Here is a 19,841-nt window from a genome sequence, read left to right on the forward strand (position 1 = left end):
GTTACCACCTCCTTATATCTATTAAATCCTTAGTAATTGCTTGTTCAAATGATGGGCTTGATGATAATTCTAAAAATCTCCTTTTTGTATATAACTTTAAATCCACATCTCTTTCTACTCCAAGCTCTTCTATCTTATCTTCTAAAAAATGTCTTAACTCTTTTAATTCTCTAATTGATTTATCTCCATCAATTAAAGCTAATATATCTATATCGCTATACTTAGAATACATTCCTTTTGAAATTGATCCAAAAAGATATATATCAGTAACCTTAAGGATTCCTAATATGCATTCTTTTATTTTTATTATTTCATTCTTTAAGCATATATCTAAATTATAATCCACATCAAATCTCATATTATCCTCCACTTATGACTCATAGCTATATTATATTATTTAACCTTATCTATTACAATAATACATATAATTGATATTTCCCCTCTGTATATCACAAATATTAAAACATTTTCTTAATTTTTCCTTATTTTTTGGAAAATTATTGATAAAATAAGCTATAATATTTCATGACATCTTATATATGGAGGATAAATTATGAGCTTTAACTCTTATGAATTTTTAATTTTCTTTTTACCAGTATCCTTAATTGGATATTATGGTTTACGCAAGTTAAATAATAAGAAATCTCTTGTATTTTGGTTATGTCTAGCTTCCCTTTTCTTTTATGGAGCTAATAACCCAAGGGTTATTCTTATGTTTTTCTTATCTATAATAACAAATTATATATTTACCAAAGTAATTTTATCTAAAAATAATACAAGCCTCACCAAGAGCTTCTTAATTTTAGGAATTACTTTAAACATATTATTTTTATGTTTCTTTAAATACTTTAACTTTAAAAATATTGTATTCCCACTAGGAATAAGCTTTATTACATTCCAGCAAATATCCTTGCTTTATGATAGCTACAAAGGAAATGTTAATGATTTTTCATTTTTAAATTATCTATTTTACATAACATTTTTCCCTAAGGTTATTTCAGGTCCTTTAGTTAACTATAATTCATTAACTGAAGAGCTAGATAAAAGCAGTAAAAGTGAAGTAAATTATGCTAGTATCTCTAAAGGAATATTCCTATTTTCTATTGGATTATTTAAAAAGGTAATTATTGCAGATACAATTGCACTAATAGTTACTAATGGATTTGATCTAAGTTCAAATTTAAATTTTCTTGAGGGGTGGATTACAGCCTTAAGCTATACTCTTCAAATATATTTTGACTTTAGTGGATATAGTGATATGGCAATAGGAATAGCTGCACTGTTCAATATAAATTTACCAATGAACTTTAATACTCCTTACAAATCCAGGTCTATAAAGGAATTTTGGCAACGTTGGCATATGACTTTAGGTACCTTCTTTACTAGATATCTTTATATTCCTTTAGGAGGAAATAGAAAAGGACAAGCACGAACATACTTAAACTTATTTATTATCTTCTTCATAAGTGGAATATGGCATGGTACAGGCTTGGGATTTATTATATGGGGTATCTTACATGGAATTGCACGTATAATTAATCAAATATTTATAGATAAAAAAATACATGTAAATAAATATTTATCTATATTTATTACATTTAACTTTGTAAATATTGCTTGGGTATTTTTTAGAGCAACTGATTTAAAGTCTGCATTTAAAATTTTAAAAGCAATGTTTGACTTCTCATTTATCCCAGAAATATTGCCTTTATTTATGGATAACTTTAAGGTTATAACTACAATATTAATAATTGCAGTTCTTCTAGTTACTTTAAGTAAGATAAATAAACTTAATAAGATTAACAATAAATTGATAATAAAAATATCTCTTTCCATATTAATTATATTATTTGGAGCAGATTTCTTTATAAATGGAAACTTTAATTTCTTAAAAGATGCTCTAGCAAACCTAGACTTTGGTTCTGATTTTGTTATTGCTCTAAAGATTGCAATTATAGGCTTTATACTTATATGTGTAGACTTTAAAAATATTATTTCAACTGAGGACTTTAATCCTACTTTTGTAAATTTAGTACTAGCTTCATTATTTACTTTCATTTCAACATTAAACTTTGATAAAGTTAGTGACTTTATTTACAAGAGCTTTTAGGAGGTGCAAAATGAATAAGCATAAAAAATGGTGTATAGGTTTTTTAGGTATAATGTTAGTAAGCTTATTTACAATGGGATTTACAATATACTCTATAGACCCTTATCAAATATATAACTTTAACAATCCATCAAAAGAATTTATGGAATCCAGATCTTTATATATTCAAAGATATCTAGCAGCTGGATTTGCAAAGAACTTGGGTTATGAAACTATTTTAGTTGGAAGCTCTATGAGTGAAAACATGACTGTTAACAAAATGGATGAAGCTTTTAATACAAAATCAGCTAAGCTTTCTATCTCTGGAGGAACCCCTTATGAGATAAAAAATGTGTTAAAAAAAGCAATCTCTACTGGAAAAGTAAAAAATGCAATAGTTTGTGTAGATGGTTATATGTATAAGAACGAAATAGATTTTCATAGAGACCCCTACCCTGAATACTTATATGATAACAATCCTTTTAATGACTTAAGATACCTTTTAAATATTGTTATTTTTAAGGATGCAGTACAATTATATACTAATAATAAATTAACTCCTGAAGGGTTTGATCTAAATAATCTTTATTTAGATAATCCTAATACAATCTATTCTTATGACAGAGTGTTAGATGGTTATGATGTTCCAATTTATTCTGACATAAGAGATAATACTTTAGAGAATGATTTTAAGAGAATGTTAAGCTTCCCTGAGGACAATGAAAACTATATCCTTATGCAAAAAAACTTTGAAGCTAACCTTCTTTCAATAATAAAGGATAATCCTGATGTAAACTTTAAGTTATACTACCCACCAAATTCAATCCTATATTGGAACAGAACAGTTGGTGGTGACCAACATCTAAGATTATTAAGATTTAAGCAATATATGTATGAAACACTTAGAGAATACCCTAATGTTGAGATATACGATTTCCAAGATGTAAAGGAAATAACTTTTAACCTTGAATATTACAAAGATAGTTCTCACTACTCAAAGGAAGTATGTGACAAACTTATTGAAAGAATGGCAACAAAGACTGATTTGCTTACAGATGATAACTATCTTCAAAAGATTGAAAATCTATCAAATCAATTGCAAAATGCTACTTTAAAAGAAATAAGAGAATACTCTAAAAAATAACTGATGGTAAGAAAGAGAAATCCCAGCATGGCGATTTCTCTTTTTAATCTTCTAGAATAGATAACCAAATAAAATTTACTAATAACTTCTTATTGTTTATTTAAGAAAAACATTAACCTATCACCTCTAAGCATATGGTATAATTTTACTATAGTTATGTGGGGGTGTTTATTAATGAAACTTATCTTTGCCTTACTTTTTATACTACTAATTCTAATTCTTACTTATATATTTATAAAAGCTCATCAATTTATTATGCTAAAACTAATAAAGAATCACTTATATGTAAAATAAGATGCTCCTCAAGGACCTCAGTATTCTTTTTAGTATTTTCAATAATAATAATCTTACTTCTAATAGATAAAATAATGAATTTCAGCACATTTACTTTTTATTATTTATTTGCTTTTATGTATTTACCACAATACATCCTATTTTTGCTATCTGATACCACTATATTTATATTCAAGGATAGGATTATTTCAAGTAATAATCCTATAAAATTTAGTAATATATCTAAGATAGAAATTAAACCTACAAAAGGATCTAATAAGTTTTCCTTACTTATTACTCAAGGAAAATCAACCTATGTAGAAACTATTTATAGTAACGGAAGAGAAAAACTTATTGAAATCTTAAAACCTTTGTTAGATGAAAATACAGAATTTATATATTAAGAGGCTGTCTTAAGACAGCCTCTTAACATTTATTTCTTAATCTTCAATATTATAAACAACATTTATACCTAAAATTATTAGTTTATTTCTAACTCTATTTAAATATGCTTGGCATTTAGGTGTAATTCCATTTTTGAAATTAATTAATATTTCTATTCTCTTTCCTTCTGCATCTGGATAATTCTTATACAATTCTCCATTATCAATAAATTCTAAGTATGAATTTATCTTATCTTGAAGAATATTCAAATGATCATACTCATTTCTCCAGGACAAGTCATCATCAATTGTTAAAATAATATTTCCAAATCCACTATCTGTTCCTATACTATCAATTTTATCTTTATCACTTACAGCCATCTTACCCTTCCTTTATTCCAGTAATATATTAATAATATATTTAAAGAGCCCTAAGATGTGTATGATAATGAATTACGAAATTTTTTTCAATTCCTTACTAATCTCTAAATTTTCTAATTACTATTCTTAAAATTCCAAATACAACTATTGAAACTGTTGCAGTTGTTAAGTATATTTGAATACCACTTATTTCTTTAATCATATTACTTAAAACATCATATCCTTGACCTTTTAAGAATGCTGACATCTTTATTGAAGCAACAGTACCTATTGCCATAGGGAATGTCATTCCAGCAAATCCTGGATGGAAGTCAAAGGAGAAAAACCTTGGTAACTTTACAATTATAAATAATAATGTACAGAAAACTAAAGCATACAATGCATATACTACAAACTTATTAGGTTCCTTAATAAAGTTCAAATAACTTACTAAACAAAGACTTGATGGTGCCAATAGTATTGCTTGAGTATGATGTACTGCATCTTTAATATCAGTTGTTGCTAACCTATATAACATAAAAGGCATTATAATAATTAAAACTGCTATACCATAATAAACAACTATCTTTCCTATTGTTGGTTCATTCATAACACCACCAACTACAGTTGAAACCATTATTCCATTATAAGTAACAAACCAACTTGGAAGAAAAGTATCTATATTTACTCCCCTAATTACGTTTCTATATGTAAATATAACTATATGAATTGCATGTAATATTAACCCAATAAACCACATTGCTTTACCAATTGTAGGGTTAAAGTCAAATACATAACTTCCTAAGATCATAGTAATCATTGTAAATCCTGCATATAAACTTGCTGGAACCGTATTTGAATATTCATCTTTAAATACATTAAAATTAGTTACAATCTTTATTATATAAGCTATTAAAATTATTGCTGATAAAATCATTGTTATATGTCTAATCCATGTATACCCTAGTGTTAAATATACATTTGATAGTGTTGCTGCACCAACCATTGTTGGAAGTAATGGTACTGGTATGTTCTTAAACTTATCTATAAAACTATGGTTTTTCATTTGTTTCTCTCCTTAATTATCATATGTAAATTCAAAGTTATCTTTCATATTAAAGAAATCAGAATAATCTATCTTAAATAATGATTTTTTAATCTTTGATACATCTATATTATTCTTAATTAATTGAGTAAGTATTCCTGAATATGATAAATCACCTTGAATAATTGCTCCATATATCTTTCCGTCCTTATGGATTATCTTTTTATAGTTCCCATCATCATCATTTTCAATTAAAACTGTATAGCTATCATCTTCAGGTTCATTTATTCCTAATGACATAGTTGGAATTCCTAAAAAGTTCATAGTTGATTTACTTGCAAAAAAGTCAGTCATTTCAGCCTTTACACCTGTCATATTACTTGCTGCAATTATCCCTTCCTTTGCTGCAGTTGGCCAAATTGGATTTCTTCCTGTTACATCTCCTGCACCATAAATATCTTCCACATTTGTTTTCCCAAGCTCATCTATAACTAATCCAAATCTATCTACTTCTACTCCACTTCCCTCTAAAAAAGCTACATTTGAACGAACACCTGCAGCAACTATTAACAAATCACAAGGAATAGTCTCTCCACTAGTTAATATTATTTCTATTATTTCTCCATTTTCGTTAACTATTAATTCTTTAATTCCTTTTTCATAATATTGCTTTACACCATGCTTTTTAAATCCTTCTTCATAGGCTGATGCTGCTTTTTTATCAAGCTGTATAGATAGCATATGACCTTTCATTTCTACTAAAGAAATATTTTTCCCAGTATGTATTAACCCTGAAATAACATCTATTCCAACAAGACCTGCTCCCATTACAACTATGTTATTACATACCTTTGACATTTCCATAATCTTTTCACAATCATCAAAATTACGGAAACCAATAGCATTTTTAGCCTCTCTTAAATGTGGTATTGGAGGGAAGAATGTGTTAGCACCAGTTGCTATAAGTAACTTATCAAAAGAAACCTTTCTCCCATCTTCTAATACAACCTCTTTTTCTCTAGCATTTAAAGAAGCTGCTCCAATTCCCTTAATCCACTCTATTTTATTTTCTTCTATGAAATTATCTTCAACAAACTCTAACTTTTTAACATCTCTAATGCCTTCCATATAGTGATGAAGTATACATCTTGAATAAATCTTATCATCCTTAGATATTAAAGTGATTTGAGCATTGCTGTCTAAAGCTCTAAGTTGTCTTACCCCATTAATTCCTGCTGCTGAAGCACCTAATACAACATATTTCATAAGATTATACCTCCCCTAATGTAATAGCACCCATTGGACATTTTTCTACGCACATTGGCTTACTTCCATCTTTTTCACTACAACTTGTACACATATCACATTTCATAATTTCTTTATGCTTTAATCTGTCACTCTTTAAAACTCCATAAGGACATGCCATAATGCACATATAACAGCTTGCACAACGCTCTTTATCATATTCTACAAATCCACTTTTTTTATTTTTAAACATTGCACCAGTCATACAAGTATAGACACATTCAGGTTTGTCACAGTGACGACAGAATATTGGAGCTGCCTTTGTTTCACTATCAATAGTTACTCTATTTCTTGAATCTGGACTTTCATGACTTACAACACAAGCAGTAACACATGTTAAACATCCTATACACTTACTTCTATCTATTATTATTCTCTTCATTTGTCTTATTCCTCCTAAAGTCTAGAAATGTTTACTGGTGTAGTCTTATATGAAGGTTCTTTTGAATATGGATCATAAAGAGATGGAGTTAAATTATTACACTCTATATAATGCATTGGAGCATATAATTCACCATATCCTACGTCTTCTGTAGGCTTAGCCATAAATTCAGAAGATTGTCCATTAATAGATGAAACCTTAATCATATCATTTTCTTTAATTCCCATTTCCTCTGCCAGCTCCATATTTATATAAATATAAGCTTTTTCTGAAGATACATCCTCTATAAATCTTACTTCTCTTGTTCTAGTTTGAGTATGCCATTGTCCTACTGTTCCTCTTCCTGTGTTTAGAACATAAGGATATTCCTCTGTAGTTTGTAGTGGATTCTCACGAACATCTTCAAACATAAACTTTGCTTTCTTTGATGGAGTGTAGAATAGGTTATCTTCATATAAACGTCTTTCATCTTCCTTTAATACTTCTCCCTCTTTAAATGGCCATTGAATTCCTTTTGAATCAACTAATCCATCATAATCCACTCCAGTCATATCACAAGGCATATTTCTAGAACATTCCTTCATTAAGTTAAATACATCTCTTGGTGTCTTCCACTTATCTAGTAAAGTTCCCATACCAAGGGCTTTACCTATTCCATATATAACTTCAAAATCTGTTCTTTCATCCTCTCCCTTAGTAAGAGCTGGTCTCATTGCAGAAATTCTTCTTTCTGTATTTATATAGCTTCCTTCCTTCTTAATTCCAGGAACTACTGGAAGATATACATCACATTCCTTTGCACTATCTGTATCATCATAAATATCTTGTACTACAAATACCTCTAACTTATCTATAGCTTCTTGGAAGGTCTTATTGTTACTCCAAGAATGACGTGGATTTGTACAAATTACCCATAGTGCCTTTATTTTTCCTGAATTTATTTCTTCAACTATTACGTTATAAGGCTTAGTTGGTTTTGTTGCTAAAACTTCATCTTCAACACATAAAACTTCTGCTATTCTCTTACGTCTTACTGGATTATCAAAGTCTCCACCACCAAATAATCCTGCTGTATTGCTGTATGCACGGGAGCCCATAGCATTACATTGTCCAGTTAATGAGTTAGCTCCAGTTCCTGGTCTACCTATATTTCCTGTCATTAATGCAATATTTATTATAGCTTGTGCAGTTCTTACAGCTTCATATCCTTGGTTAACTCCCATTGTCCACCAAATAGATACTCTTTCACCTTTATTAATAAGTTCTACTAATTCTAAAATTCTTTCAGATTCTATTCCAGTAGCTTCTACAGCCTTTTCTATAGTATACTTTTTAACAAATTCCTTAAATTCTTCAAATCCTTCAGTGTACTTTTCTATATATTCATGATTTAGGTAGTCTTTTTCTATTAGAATATTAGCTAATGTATATAATAAAATTAAGTCTGACTTACCTTTTATTCCATACCAATAGTCTGCATGCTTTGCAGTTTCTGATTTTCTTGGATCTATTACTATTAACTTCTTATTCTTATTAGATCTTATTCTATCCCATAAAATAGGATGAGCTACCACTGGATTTGATCCAATTAATATAACTGTATCAGATAATTCTACATCCTTTAATGTATATGGAGGAGCATCAAATCCAAAGCTTTGTTTATGAGCTACAACTGAAGTTGCCATACAAAGTCTTGTATTACCATCAACATTTGCCTTTAAAAAGTTTCTCATTACATGTCCATATATTGCAAACTCTTCAAGGGTTAATTGCCCTGTACTAATACCTGCAACTGATTCTTGCCCATATTTTTCTTGAATTGATAAGAACTTATCAGCTACATATTTATATCCTTCCTCCCATGAAACACTCTTAAATGTTCCATCATCCTGCTTTATCTTTGGTAAACTAGATGTTTTAACAACTGTTTGTTGTTTATCTAACGAAAGTCCTTTAATACATGAGAATCCATTATTAACTGGATATCCCTTTGTTGGAATAACTTTTACTATCTTTTCATCTTCCACATAAAAATCTAAATTACAGTCTAATGCACAATAGTTACAAGTAGATTGAACCTTTTTCATACTTTCCCTCTTTTCTCTTTTGCTTAGGTAAAATTCATTTTAATTGTTAAAACCTTCTCATTTACGATAATTTTTTAACAATTGTATGCATAAAAATGCCTTCTTTTCTATCTATTATTAATATAATTAATTTTTTTATATATTACTGTGATATTTATCACAGTTTGTCTTGTCAAAAGAAAGTTTTTTATTTTTTTATATAAAAAAAGAAGCTACCTTTAATAGCTTCTTTTTACTTTAATAGTATTCTATAAATATTTTCTGCTGATGGCATTTCAATCATAAGCATAAAAGAAAATTCTTCTTTTAATCTATAATTCTTATTTATCCCCTCCATAGTACCTTCAACTAATATCTTAAATCATCAAATTTTCTTATATCATTAAACAAATATCTCACACTTCCCCACCTTTTATAATATAATCCCCTTATATGAAGTATATCATAATAACTAGTGAAAAAGCTTATATACTGGTAAAGTTTCCCTCAACTATATTTCTATTCATTTATTAGTTTTATCTCTTCTCCAATTTTCACATGACCACCCTTAAGAACTCTTGCAAATACACCATTCTTTGGCATTATACAATCTCCTACCATCTTAAATATATTGCATTTAACATGACATTGTTTACCCTTTTGAGTTATTTCTAAAAGTGAATCTCCTATGGTAATCTTATCACCAACTTGGATTTTTTCTAAATCTAATCCTTCAGTAACAAAGTTTTCACCAAAATCTCCATACTTAACCTTGCCACCTCTAGCTATAAAATCTTCTATCTTTTCCTTCTCTAATAAAGAAACTTGTCTGTGCCATTTTCCACCGTGAGCATCATTTTCCAAACCAAATTCTTCAATTAAATTAACCTCTTCTATTTGATTCTTACCTACACCTTTTTTCTCACTTATACATATTGCAACTATATTAGCCATTTTATTATCCTCCTATTTGAAACATGAATCTATCATCTTCTGTTTTTCTATCTTCTATAAATCTATGCCCTTGGGGCTTATTATATATTGTTTCTTTTATTCTTTCTTTAATCTCTTCCCTTGCAGTATCTTCTCTTAAAATATTTTTAAGGTCTAAGCCACTCTTAAAATGTAAGCATTGCTTAAGTACACCATCTGGGGTAATTCTTACTCTATTGCAGCTTTCACAAAAATGATTTGATAAAGCAGATATAAATCCAACTCTTCCTTCAGCCCCCTCAATTCTATAATAAAAAGCTGGTCCATTATCCTTATCACTTTTTGCCTCTTTTATATTGAAATTTTCCTTTAATATTTTCTCTAAATCTTTACCATTTACTCCAGTGTATTTAGTCCCTTCCCCTATAGGCATTAATTCTATAAATCTTATATCTAGCTTATGGTGGATACTTAACTTACATAAGTCTAAAAATTCATTATCATTTATTCCTTTAACAATTACTGCATTTATCTTTACCTTAATTCCTTTATTTACAGCCTTTTTTATGGATTCTACTACACTAATTAAGTTGCCACCTCTAGTAATTTTCTTAAATACATCTTCCTTTAAAGAGTCTAAACTTATATTTATTTCATTTAATCCAGCATTAATTAATTCATCAAGGTACTTAGGCAATAGAACTCCATTAGTTGTTAATGCAATTTTTCCTATTTCCTTCTCTTTTGCCTTTGAAACTAACTCTACTATATTTTTTCGAAGAAGAGGTTCTCCACCTGTAAATCTAATTTTCTTTAATCCAATATCTCCAAATATATCAATTAAGTACTTTATTTCATCATCTGTTAATCCATTATCATTTTTAAAGCAAACATCTCCCTCAGGCATACAATATATACATCTTAAGTTACATGCCTCTGTTAGAGAAATTCTTAAATAATCTATCTCTCTATTAAACTTATCTTTCAAGTAAAATTCACCTCTTATTTAAAAATGGAACTCTCCGCTTTTACCACCTGTCTTTGATACAAGATGTATATTTTCAATAACCATTCTCTTATCTACCGCTTTACACATATCATATATAGTTAATGCAGCAACTGAAACTGCTGTAAGTGCTTCCATTTCAACTCCTGTTTTCCCAGTTGTCTTAACACTGCCATATATTATAACTCTGCTGTTTTCTTCATCTAATTCAAAGTCTATATTAGCTCCATTTATCATTAAAGGATGACACATAGGTATTAAATTACTAGTTTGCTTACTTGCCATAATACCAGCAACTCTTGAAACACCAAGAACATCACCTTTTTTTATATTTCCTGTTTTTATAAGATTCATTATTTCTTTACTAACCTTTATGCTTCCTTTAGCTACAGCAACCCTCTTAGTTTCACTCTTTTCTGAAACATCCACCATTACTGCATTTCCTTTTTCATCAAAATGATTTAAACCTGACATATGTTTCCCCCCCTACTTACCAAATGAACAATGTGGGAATGTACAAACTTTGCAGTCTAAACATAATCCACCTTCACCATATAAAGCAATATCTCTTTTTGTTAATTTTTCATCTATTAAAATTCTAGGTAAAACTAAATCAAATACTGTTCTTTTTGAATACATTACACATCCTGGAAGCCCCATTATAGGAGTATCTCCAAGGTAAGCAAGTAAAAACATTGCCCCTGGTAATACTGGAGAACCATAAGTTACTACTTCTCCTCCACAATCCTTTATAGCTGATGGCGTAACATCATCTGGATCAACAGACATACCTCCACTGCACACCACTATATCAGCACCTTTATCAATCCACATTTTTATTGCTTCTGTAATTTTTTCTTTATCATCAGGAAGTATTACTTGCCCTAGTACCTCTGATCCATAATACTCAAACTTATTCTTAATAACTGGTCCAAAGGCATCCTTAATTCTGCCATAGAACACTTCATTTCCTGTAGTAACTATACCAACTTTTTTCTTTTTAAATTTTTCAACACTTATAAATGGCTTTTTAATTACTTTTTTAGCTTCATTAAGTTTTTCTTCTTCAACCATTAATGGAATAACTCTTGTTCCACCAAGCTTTTCACCTTTTTTAACTGGTGTATTATTATGTATTGTTGCCATCATAATATCATCTATCATATTAAGCTCTAAAAGAGCATCTTTATCAATTTTTAATATCCCATCATAAGAAGCAAAGAAATCTATTTTCCCTTCTTTTATTTCACCAAATTCTAATCCATCTCCACAGGAGATACATTTAAGAATTATAGCTGCATCATTTTCATGAACTAATCCTTCTGTCTCTTCCCAAACATATATATTATCCTTCCCTAGAGAAAGTAAAACAGCTATATCCTCTTCCTTTATTACATGACCTTTTTTAAAAGCTCTTCCTTTAAATTCACCTGGAACAATTTTAGTAATATCATGTAAAAGTACTCTACCTACTGCATCAACAGTTTTTATTTTCTTCATATCAAAAACTCACCTACTTATTTTCTTTTAGTAACCTGTTGTATATAAATATTAATGTTGTGCTTATAATTATCACTACCACCGCAAAAAAATTTGCCTTTGAGGAATCCCCTCTTTCTACAGCATAATAAATTGCCATAGGTATATTTTGTGTTTTCCCTGGTATATTACCAGCTATCATCATTGTTGCACCAAATTCACCAAAACACCTTGCATAGCTTAAAACCATTCCACTTAAAATTCCTTTAGAAGCTAATGGCAGTGTTACCTTATAAAATGTTTGAAATTTAGTTGCTCCTAAATCAGCTGCCACCTCTTTATAAGTATCATCTATGGATAACAAAGCACCTTTTGCACTTCCATACATTATTGGCAGGGAGGTAATAACTGCTGCTATTACTGCTCCATACCATGTAAATATAAATGTAAAATCAAAATACTCATATAAAAAGGATCCAATAAAACTTCTCTTTCCTATTATCATCAATAAAATATATCCTATTAATGATGGAGGCATAAATAAAGGAAGCATAATTGCACTTTCAAAAAAATTCTTTAGTTTCCCTTCTATTTTTAATAGCAAATTAGCTAACAATATTCCTAAAATGCTTACTATTATAGTTGAAACTATTGAAGTTTTTAGTGAAATTATTATTGGTCCTTCATACATAAAGTTTATTTCCTCTCAAAATTATATTTTTCAAATATATCTATATTTTCGTTTATAAAATCTTTAAAGCTTTGTACATCCTTATTCTCTACATTAATGTTAGCAAATGTATATATAGTTGGATCGTGAAGACTTCCATCTATTTTTTCTACTAGCTTTGCATCACCTAAGTTATTTATTTCATTAGCATAAACTATAGCATAATCAACATCTCCACTTTTCACATAGTTTAATACTAGTTTTGCATCTTTACAAAAGACAATATTACTTTGAATCTTATCCCATACACCACTATTTTTTAGGGCTTCCCTTGAATAATCTCCTATAGGTACTCCTTCTGCACCTAATGCAATTTTTCCAGTTATAGATGGTAAATCTTTTATTGAATTTATATCTTCCTTACTTCCACTGCTCTTTACAAGCATTAAACCATTAGTTAAGAATTCTTTAACTTCCTCTTCCTTAACCCCTCCACTGGATATAAGCTCATCTGTTTCATCTTTACTAGCAGATAAAAATAAATCTACCTTTCCACCCTCTTGGATTTGTTTTCTTAAGCTTCTTGAACTTCCATAATTTACATTTATCTTTATGTTAGAATTTTCAGCTTCATACTTTTTTATTATCTCATTCATTGGATCCTCTAAGGAAGCTGCTGCACTAATTGTGATTTCCTTAGCTTCTTTATTGTCACTTCCACATCCTAAAAATGTGAAAATCAGCCCTAATGAAAGAAATATACTTAAAACTTTTTTCATTCCTTATCAATCCTTTAACTTACTATTTTCTAGCACATTCCTTAGCTGTTTCATTTAAAATGTCAATTCCATGTTTTATATCTTCAAGAACAAAATCTAATGCTTCTTTGCATGCCTTTGGACTTCCTGGTAAATTTACTATAAGAGTTTTCTTTCTTATACCAGATGCAGCTCTTGAAAGCATTGCTCTTTTAGTTATGTTTAAACTAAACATTCTTATAGCTTCTGAAATCCCTGGTGTTTCTCTTTCAACTATTTCTTTAGTAGCCTCTGGAGTTATATCTCTTGGAGAAAACCCTGTTCCCCCTGTACTTAATACTAAATTAACTCCTAATTCATCAGCTAAATACCTAAACTCTTCCTTTAAAAGTTCTTTTTCATCTGGTAAAACAACGTATCTTTTAACTTGAAACCCTGATTTTTCAACTATTTCTCTAATTACTGCTCCACTTTTATCCTCTCTTTCACCTTTTGAGCCTTTATCACTACTTGTTACTATTGCTACTGTATACATAAACACACTTCCTTTATAAGTATCTTTCTTTTTCAACTATGTCTGCCAATTTCTTGTAATCATTTATATCAACCCACTCTACTCCATCAATTAATGGATCAAAATCACTTGCTACAGCTATAAGTTTATCCCTTGGAGTAATTATATTTCTTCCTTTTTCTTCTCTTGCCACTTCAATTTTTCTAAAGTTACTCTTTTTATAACCTTCTATAATTATAAAATCAGTTCCACTTATATCATTAATAATACTATCTAGTGCTAATTCTTCTTCCACTTCTTTTATCATGGCAAATCTATTTTTTGAAGAAATACATACTTGTTCTGCTCCAGCTTTTCTATGTCTCCAAGTATCTTTTCCCTCTTTGTCCATATCAAATCCATGAACATCATGTTTAATTGTTGAAAGGGAGTATCCTCTTTTCCTTAGTTCCTTTATAAGACCTTCAATTAAGGTTGTTTTTCCTACATTTGAACAGCTTGCTACTATATTAATTATTGTACTTCCCTTTTTACTCTCCTTTAGTATCTTCCTATATTCCTCAGGAGTATTTACATTTGTCATTGCACGCTCATCATTCATTAAAATGTAGGTTACATCTAAGCTTTTTATTAAGCTCTTTAGCTTATAGTTTTTATTGTCTATGTTCTCTTTTATCTTATCTAAAGCTGACTTTCTATACACTCCACATAAAGGCTGCTCTTTTCCATCTACTACAGGTATAAGTGCATCTCCTTTGAAATCAATATTTATTAAAGAATTGATTACATACTCACTTATAAATGGCATATCTGCAGCAATAATTAATGCTTTATCATTTTTTATAGATTTTAAAGTAGAATATATTCCACCAATTGGTCCAATATCCTTAACTTCATCCTCTACTAACCTGCATGTATCTAAAAACTCTTGGTACAAGGATAGATTATTACAAGAGATAATAATATCATCTATTAAATTTAATCTTTTAATTATCCTTTCTATAAACCTTTCGTTATCCAATGATAAAAATGCCTTTGTATTATAATTCATTCTAGAATTTTTACCACCACTTAAAATCACAGCACTTGTTTTTACTTTCATCTCTTTTTCATCCCTTAGTTTTATTATTTAATAACCCAAACCTTTTCTCCAATTTCTAAAACTTTGTTTTCTTCAACTTCTAATAAAGCATTACTTTTAATCATTGTGTTTATTTGTCCTGGACTTTGATAAATGTTATTTATATAAACCTTATTTTCAAGTTCTTCACTAACTCTTACTCTTAAGAATCTTCTCTTAGGAGACTTTTTCTTAAACTCGTCTTGAAGAATTCCTTCTACTTTCCTTATATCAATATCCTTGCAGTTTAACATCTTTGCAATTACTCTTCTAGCTGTTAACTCAAAGGTAGTTGCTGCTGCTACTGGAGTACCAGAAAGACCTATATATATAACTCCATTCTTTACTGCACTAAACATAGGAGAACCTGGCTTCATAGAAATCTTCCAGAATAATCTTCTATACCCTATGGACTCTACAGCCCTTAAAACTAAATCTTTTTCTCCAACAGAAACTCCTCCAGTAGAAATAATTATTTGGCATTCCTTTTCTGCCTTTTCTACTACACTTACTATTCCTTCAATAGAATCCTTAGCAATATCAAAAATCCTAGATTCTGCTCCAAGTTCTAACAATCTTGTATAAAGAAAGGCTTTATTGCTATTAAATATCTTTCCTTCTTTAAGATCTTCACCTGGTTCTTGTAGTTCATCACCTGTTGTAATTATTCCAACTATAGGCTTCTTATAAACTTTAACCTTATTGATACCCAAAGATGCAATTGCAGTTATTATTGATGAAGTTAAGAACTTATCTTTATTTATTATCTTAATTCCTCTTTTGAAATCTTCACCTTGATAAATGAAATTATCATAAGCTTTATGTGATACAAAAATTCTTACTTCATTTTCTTTTAAAGCCTCTGTATCTTCTTGCTTTACTATGCAGTCTGCTCCCTCTGGAATTTTAGCTCCTGTCATTATCCTAATAGCTTCGCCATCTCCAACTTTCTTACAAGATGTCTCTCCTGCAAATACTTTATCTATTACCTTTAAAATTCTTGGATTTTCCTTTGATGCTCCCTCTAAGCTTTTAGCTATAATAGCATATCCATCAAGAGGTGATTTATTAAATGGAGGACTATCTATAGGTGATAGAATCTCCTCTGCTAAAACCCTTCCAAGACTATTAAAAATATTTACTTCTTCTATATCATTTACCTTTGTTTCTTTTAATAAAAGCTCTTGAGCCTCTTCTAAGGTAATCATACTCTCACTCCTAATTTTTTAATTTCCTAATATCTAAAAAAAGCTTATTACTTAATGCATTTTTGGGCATAAGTAATAAGCTTTAAATATTTCTATTTAAAATCAAAAAACTTATTTCCTTCCCAAAAACGTGGAGATAATACCCTTTCGAATATTACCCTGCGAATTAACAATGTAATTCAGGCATAATTCCTTAGAATCTCTTCCTTAGGAGTGTTATGCTCTGGAAATCTTATATTCTTTATATTTTTATTAATACTCTCTATATAAATATTCCACTTAATAAAATGATTTAGTCACTTTATTAATGTTATTATTTTAACACTATTAGATATTATTTGACAATAGATTAGATATTTTTATAATATTTTTTAATTATATAAAATTCACATTCAAAAAAGGGTGATTTTTAACAATCACCCTTTCTTCTAGTTATCTGAATGGAATCTCACCATATCTACCATAATTAATAAACCTACTAAAACTGTAGTATAGTTTTCATCTAATACCTTTAATGTGTATCTATCTCTCCCAAATGTCCACTCTTTATCTATTTCCCCAATGTTAACTCCATCTTTTTCAACTATATAATTTCTCCCGAAAATTGCAGAATCACAACTCATTACAAATCTACCAAGTGCCCCTGATATATTATATTTAGGTACCATAAATTCCTTTTCTATTACTGCTATTTCCATATCATTTGAATCATATACCTTATATTTATGTGCTCCAATTCTTAGCTGTTGCCTAAAATACATTAACTTTCTTGATTTATCTGGTGTATAGATATTTATATTTTTCCCTATATCAAATTTATCAGCCTCTACTAAAAATGCTTCATTTCTATTTTCATCATAAACGTCGAATTTAGCTCCAAAAGCTAATAGTCTTTCCTTAATAAAGTAGTTTTTTGACATAATAATCACCCTTTATATAATATTTTTTATCTTTATATATAGTATATTATACTGCATATAATAAATCAATATAACTCTTAACTTTTAAGCTTATTGTAAGAATAGATATTTATTCCCTTCGTACTAAAGGTAAGGAAATTATAAAATTACTATCCTTTATTTTATATTTTTTAATATGAAAATGTAATAATACTTTTGATTTATAGCTAATTGAAATTTTATAATTTACTAGACAGTAAAGAAAAAAATAGTTATTGCAAAATAAAATTTACAATAACTATTTCTAATGATTATCTATCTAATGGTTTTTTTAATACTCCTAATAGAACCATTGCTACTAAAGAACCAATTATAAGTGATACAATAAACATAAATGGATTTGTCATAACTGGCACTACAAATAAACCACCATGTGGTGCTAATGTTTGGCATTCAAAGAACATTGATAGTCCTCCAGCTATAGCTGATCCTATTACACATGAAGGTATTACTCTTAATGGATCCGCTGCTGCAAAAGGTATTGCACCTTCTGTAATAAAGGAAATTCCCATTATATAATTTGTTATACCTGACTGTCTTTCTCTTGATGTAAATTTATTCTTAAAGAAAGTTGTAGCTAAAGCTATTGCTAATGGTGGAACCATACCACCTATCATAACAGCAGCCATAATATCATTATTACCAGTTGCTAAGGAAGCTGTTCCAAATACATAGGCTGCCTTATTAAATGGGCCACCCATATCTATAGCCATCATACCACCTAAAACTAACCCTAAAAGAACCTTACTTGTAGAACCCATACTATTTAATAAATTAGTTATACCATCATTAAGAGCAGCTACTGGTGGGTTTACAATAAATATTAGTATTGCTCCAATAAGCAGTATTCCAAAGAAAGGATATAATAAAACTGGTTTTAATCCCTCTAAACTATCTGGTAAGCTATCAAATAGCTTCTTTAATCCAACTACTAAATATCCTGCTATAAATCCTGCAAGTAATGCCCCTAAGAAACCAGAGCCACCATCCTTAGCTAAAACTCCTCCAACAAAACCTACTGCCAAAGCAGGTCTATCACCAATAGACATAGCAATATACCCAGCAAGTATAGGCAACATAAAGCTAAAGGCTAAATTACCTACAACATTAAAGAAAGATGCAAATTCTGTACTTGTTCCAAATTGTGGAGTTCCTGCTGCTCTTGAGTCAACTAAAAATGATAATGCTATAAGAATACCTCCACCTATTACAAATGGTAACATATGAGAAACGCCATTCATTAAGTGCTTATAAATCTTATGTCCTATTCCTTCTTTTTCTATATCAGATTCTCCACCTTCAGACTTTTCACCTGATGCATGAAATATAGGAGCCTTCCCACTAACTGCTTCATTTATAAGTTCTTCTGCCTTGTGAATTCCATTTGCCACCTTAGTCTGAATCACTCTTTTTCCATCAAATCTATCCATATAAACATTTTTATCAGCAGCAATTATTATACAATCTGCATTTTTTATTTCTTCATCTGTTAGAACATTTTTAGCTCCACCAGAACCATTTGTTTCAACCTTTATAGAAATACCCATATCCTTAGCTTTATTTTCTAAGCTTTCTGCTGCCATATAGGTATGTGCTATTCCAGTAGGACATGCTGTTACTGCTAAAACTCTATATCCACCTTTTTCTTCCTTCTTATCTTCTACTGGTTCATCAAACTTTTCTGTTTCCTTTTTATCTATAAGCTTTAAAAACTCTTCTTTACTTTCAGCATCTATAAGTTTTTTTCTAAATTCTTCATCCATTAAAATGGTAGATAGTCTTGCTAACACCTCTAAATGAAGATTATTCTCTCCATCTGGAGCTGCAATCATGAAGAAAAGATGAGCTGGAGCACCATCTAAAGAATCATAATCAACGCCATCCTTAACAACCATAGCACTTAATCCTGCATCTTTAACTGCTGTTGTTTTAGCATGAGGAATAGCTATTCCATCTCCTATTCCTGTTGTACTTAATTCTTCTCTTGATAAAACAGCCTTTTTATACTGTTCTTTGTCATTTAACTTGCCTGAATTATTCATTAATTCAACAAGCTTATCAATGGCCTCTTTTTTATTTTTTACTTTTACATCTAACTCTATTGAATTACTACTTAACAAATCAGTAATACGCATTTTTATTCCTCC

At 29.5% G+C, this 19,841-nt stretch carries 19 protein-coding genes, 1 pseudogene and 1 riboswitch; of the genes and pseudogenes, 2 read left to right on the forward strand and 18 right to left on the reverse strand.

The features are described 5' to 3' along the window. Window position 1: 1 nt before the first annotated feature. Window positions 2–358, reverse strand: coding sequence for a nucleotidyltransferase domain-containing protein (locus KIB46_RS03935; protein ID WP_156562839.1), 357 nt, complete (start codon window positions 356–358; stop codon window positions 2–4). A 195-nt stretch (window positions 359–553) separates the two neighbouring features. Here KIB46_RS03935 and KIB46_RS03940 point away from each other — a divergent pair, with 195 nt between their 5' ends. Continuing rightward, window positions 554–2,110 carry an MBOAT family O-acyltransferase gene (locus tag KIB46_RS03940; protein WP_156562841.1) on the forward strand — a complete coding sequence of 519 codons (1,557 nt, stop codon included), beginning with the start codon at window positions 554–556 and terminating at the stop codon, window positions 2,108–2,110. Between the two features lie 10 nt (window positions 2,111–2,120). After that, window positions 2,121–3,233, forward strand: a complete 1,113-nt coding sequence (locus tag KIB46_RS03945) for a hypothetical protein (protein WP_291670919.1) — start codon at window positions 2,121–2,123, stop codon at window positions 3,231–3,233. Between the two features lie 713 nt (window positions 3,234–3,946). Here the strand turns inward: KIB46_RS03945 and KIB46_RS03950 are convergent. From KIB46_RS03950 to KIB46_RS04030, 17 genes and pseudogenes are all read right to left on the reverse strand, one after another. Then, the gene (locus KIB46_RS03950; protein WP_156562845.1) at window positions 3,947–4,270 is read right to left on the reverse strand and encodes a DUF6572 domain-containing protein; all 324 of its coding nucleotides are present in this window, start codon (window positions 4,268–4,270) and stop codon (window positions 3,947–3,949) included. A 97-nt stretch (window positions 4,271–4,367) separates the two neighbouring features. Further along, the gene (locus KIB46_RS03955; RefSeq protein WP_291670920.1) at window positions 4,368–5,315 is read right to left on the reverse strand and encodes a TDT family transporter; all 948 of its coding nucleotides are present in this window, start codon (window positions 5,313–5,315) and stop codon (window positions 4,368–4,370) included. A 12-nt stretch (window positions 5,316–5,327) separates the two neighbouring features. Beyond that, window positions 5,328–6,560 (reverse strand): FAD-dependent oxidoreductase, encoded by a 1,233-nt coding sequence (locus KIB46_RS03960; protein WP_291670921.1) that lies wholly within the window; start codon window positions 6,558–6,560, stop codon window positions 5,328–5,330. A gap of 4 nt (window positions 6,561–6,564) precedes the next feature. Beyond that, window positions 6,565–6,981, reverse strand: a complete 417-nt coding sequence (locus tag KIB46_RS03965) for a 4Fe-4S dicluster domain-containing protein (protein ID WP_291670922.1) — start codon at window positions 6,979–6,981, stop codon at window positions 6,565–6,567. A 14-nt stretch (window positions 6,982–6,995) separates the two neighbouring features. Beyond that, on the reverse strand, window positions 6,996–9,068 hold the full coding sequence (locus tag KIB46_RS03970; RefSeq protein WP_291670923.1) for a molybdopterin oxidoreductase family protein: 2,073 nt from the start codon (window positions 9,066–9,068) through the stop codon (window positions 6,996–6,998). A gap of 498 nt (window positions 9,069–9,566) precedes the next feature. Beyond that, window positions 9,567–10,001 carry an MOSC domain-containing protein gene (locus tag KIB46_RS03975; protein ID WP_156560416.1) on the reverse strand — a complete coding sequence of 145 codons (435 nt, stop codon included), beginning with the start codon at window positions 9,999–10,001 and terminating at the stop codon, window positions 9,567–9,569. Between the two features lie 4 nt (window positions 10,002–10,005). Then, on the reverse strand, window positions 10,006–10,968 hold the full coding sequence (gene moaA, locus KIB46_RS03980) for a GTP 3',8-cyclase MoaA (RefSeq protein WP_156560418.1): 963 nt from the start codon (window positions 10,966–10,968) through the stop codon (window positions 10,006–10,008). An 18-nt stretch (window positions 10,969–10,986) separates the two neighbouring features. Next, the gene (gene moaC / locus KIB46_RS03985; protein WP_291670924.1) at window positions 10,987–11,460 is read right to left on the reverse strand and encodes a cyclic pyranopterin monophosphate synthase MoaC; all 474 of its coding nucleotides are present in this window, start codon (window positions 11,458–11,460) and stop codon (window positions 10,987–10,989) included. Between the two features lie 12 nt (window positions 11,461–11,472). Further along, window positions 11,473–12,486, reverse strand: a complete 1,014-nt coding sequence (locus KIB46_RS03990) for a molybdopterin-binding protein (RefSeq protein WP_156560422.1) — start codon at window positions 12,484–12,486, stop codon at window positions 11,473–11,475. Between the two features lie 13 nt (window positions 12,487–12,499). Further along, complete coding sequence (modB, locus tag KIB46_RS03995) at window positions 12,500–13,156, reverse strand: molybdate ABC transporter permease subunit (RefSeq protein WP_291670925.1); 657 nt, start codon at window positions 13,154–13,156, stop codon at window positions 12,500–12,502. Between the two features lie 5 nt (window positions 13,157–13,161). Then, window positions 13,162–13,914: a molybdate ABC transporter substrate-binding protein gene (modA, locus tag KIB46_RS04000; protein WP_291670926.1), complete on the reverse strand. Its 753-nt coding sequence runs from the start codon at window positions 13,912–13,914 to the stop codon at window positions 13,162–13,164. Window positions 13,915–13,936: 22 nt separating this feature from the next. After that, window positions 13,937–14,428: a MogA/MoaB family molybdenum cofactor biosynthesis protein gene (locus KIB46_RS04005; RefSeq protein WP_049179671.1), complete on the reverse strand. Its 492-nt coding sequence runs from the start codon at window positions 14,426–14,428 to the stop codon at window positions 13,937–13,939. 13 nt (window positions 14,429–14,441) lie between these two features. Continuing rightward, entirely contained in the window at window positions 14,442–14,921 is a 480-nt protein-coding gene (gene mobB, locus KIB46_RS04010) for a molybdopterin-guanine dinucleotide biosynthesis protein B (RefSeq protein ID WP_291670963.1), read from the reverse strand. A gap of 117 nt (window positions 14,922–15,038) precedes the next feature. Further along, window positions 15,039–15,509: pseudogene (locus KIB46_RS04015) on the reverse strand (molybdenum cofactor guanylyltransferase); the annotation flags it as partial. A 23-nt stretch (window positions 15,510–15,532) separates the two neighbouring features. Then, window positions 15,533–16,735, reverse strand: coding sequence for a molybdopterin molybdotransferase MoeA (locus tag KIB46_RS04020; protein WP_291670927.1), 1,203 nt, complete (start codon window positions 16,733–16,735; stop codon window positions 15,533–15,535). A 99-nt stretch (window positions 16,736–16,834) separates the two neighbouring features. Then, window positions 16,835–16,976, reverse strand: a riboswitch (molybdenum cofactor riboswitch). Window positions 16,977–17,163: 187 nt separating this feature from the next. After that, on the reverse strand, window positions 17,164–17,655 hold the full coding sequence (locus KIB46_RS04025) for a hypothetical protein (RefSeq protein ID WP_291670928.1): 492 nt from the start codon (window positions 17,653–17,655) through the stop codon (window positions 17,164–17,166). Window positions 17,656–17,945: 290 nt separating this feature from the next. Then, window positions 17,946–19,829, reverse strand: a complete 1,884-nt coding sequence (locus KIB46_RS04030) for a PTS fructose transporter subunit IIABC (RefSeq protein WP_291670929.1) — start codon at window positions 19,827–19,829, stop codon at window positions 17,946–17,948. Window positions 19,830–19,841: the final 12 nt, after the last annotated feature.

The sequence above is a fragment of the Clostridium sp. genome (assembly GCF_018372875.1).
Lineage (GTDB): Bacteria > Bacillota > Clostridia > Clostridiales > Clostridiaceae > Clostridium.

Excerpts from the sequence above, each read along its gene's own strand:
- KIB46_RS03960 (WP_291670921.1), bottom strand. The coding sequence starts at position 6,560 with ATGAAATATGTTGTATTAGGTGCTTCAGCAGCAGGAATTAATGGGGTA.
- KIB46_RS03935 (WP_156562839.1), bottom strand. The coding sequence starts at position 358 with ATGAGATTTGATGTGGATTATAATTTAGATATATGCTTAAAGAATGAA.
- moaC (WP_291670924.1), bottom strand. The coding sequence starts at position 11,460 with ATGTCAGGTTTAAATCATTTTGATGAAAAAGGAAATGCAGTAATGGTG.
- KIB46_RS03950 (WP_156562845.1), bottom strand. The coding sequence starts at position 4,270 with ATGGCTGTAAGTGATAAAGATAAAATTGATAGTATAGGAACAGATAGT.
- modB (WP_291670925.1), bottom strand. The coding sequence starts at position 13,156 with ATGTATGAAGGACCAATAATAATTTCACTAAAAACTTCAATAGTTTCA.
- modA (WP_291670926.1), bottom strand. The coding sequence starts at position 13,914 with ATGAAAAAAGTTTTAAGTATATTTCTTTCATTAGGGCTGATTTTCACA.
- KIB46_RS04005 (WP_049179671.1), bottom strand. The coding sequence starts at position 14,428 with ATGTATACAGTAGCAATAGTAACAAGTAGTGATAAAGGCTCAAAAGGT.
- KIB46_RS03990 (WP_156560422.1), bottom strand. The coding sequence starts at position 12,486 with ATGAAGAAAATAAAAACTGTTGATGCAGTAGGTAGAGTACTTTTACAT.
- KIB46_RS04025 (WP_291670928.1), bottom strand. The coding sequence starts at position 17,655 with ATGTCAAAAAACTACTTTATTAAGGAAAGACTATTAGCTTTTGGAGCT.
- KIB46_RS03975 (WP_156560416.1), bottom strand. The coding sequence starts at position 10,001 with ATGGCTAATATAGTTGCAATATGTATAAGTGAGAAAAAAGGTGTAGGT.
- KIB46_RS03955 (WP_291670920.1), bottom strand. The coding sequence starts at position 5,315 with ATGAAAAACCATAGTTTTATAGATAAGTTTAAGAACATACCAGTACCA.
- KIB46_RS03945 (WP_291670919.1), top strand. The coding sequence starts at position 2,121 with ATGAATAAGCATAAAAAATGGTGTATAGGTTTTTTAGGTATAATGTTA.
- KIB46_RS04020 (WP_291670927.1), bottom strand. The coding sequence starts at position 16,735 with ATGATTACCTTAGAAGAGGCTCAAGAGCTTTTATTAAAAGAAACAAAG.
- KIB46_RS03970 (WP_291670923.1), bottom strand. The coding sequence starts at position 9,068 with ATGAAAAAGGTTCAATCTACTTGTAACTATTGTGCATTAGACTGTAAT.
- KIB46_RS04030 (WP_291670929.1), bottom strand. The coding sequence starts at position 19,829 with ATGCGTATTACTGATTTGTTAAGTAGTAATTCAATAGAGTTAGATGTA.
- KIB46_RS03940 (WP_156562841.1), top strand. The coding sequence starts at position 554 with ATGAGCTTTAACTCTTATGAATTTTTAATTTTCTTTTTACCAGTATCC.
- KIB46_RS03965 (WP_291670922.1), bottom strand. The coding sequence starts at position 6,981 with ATGAAGAGAATAATAATAGATAGAAGTAAGTGTATAGGATGTTTAACA.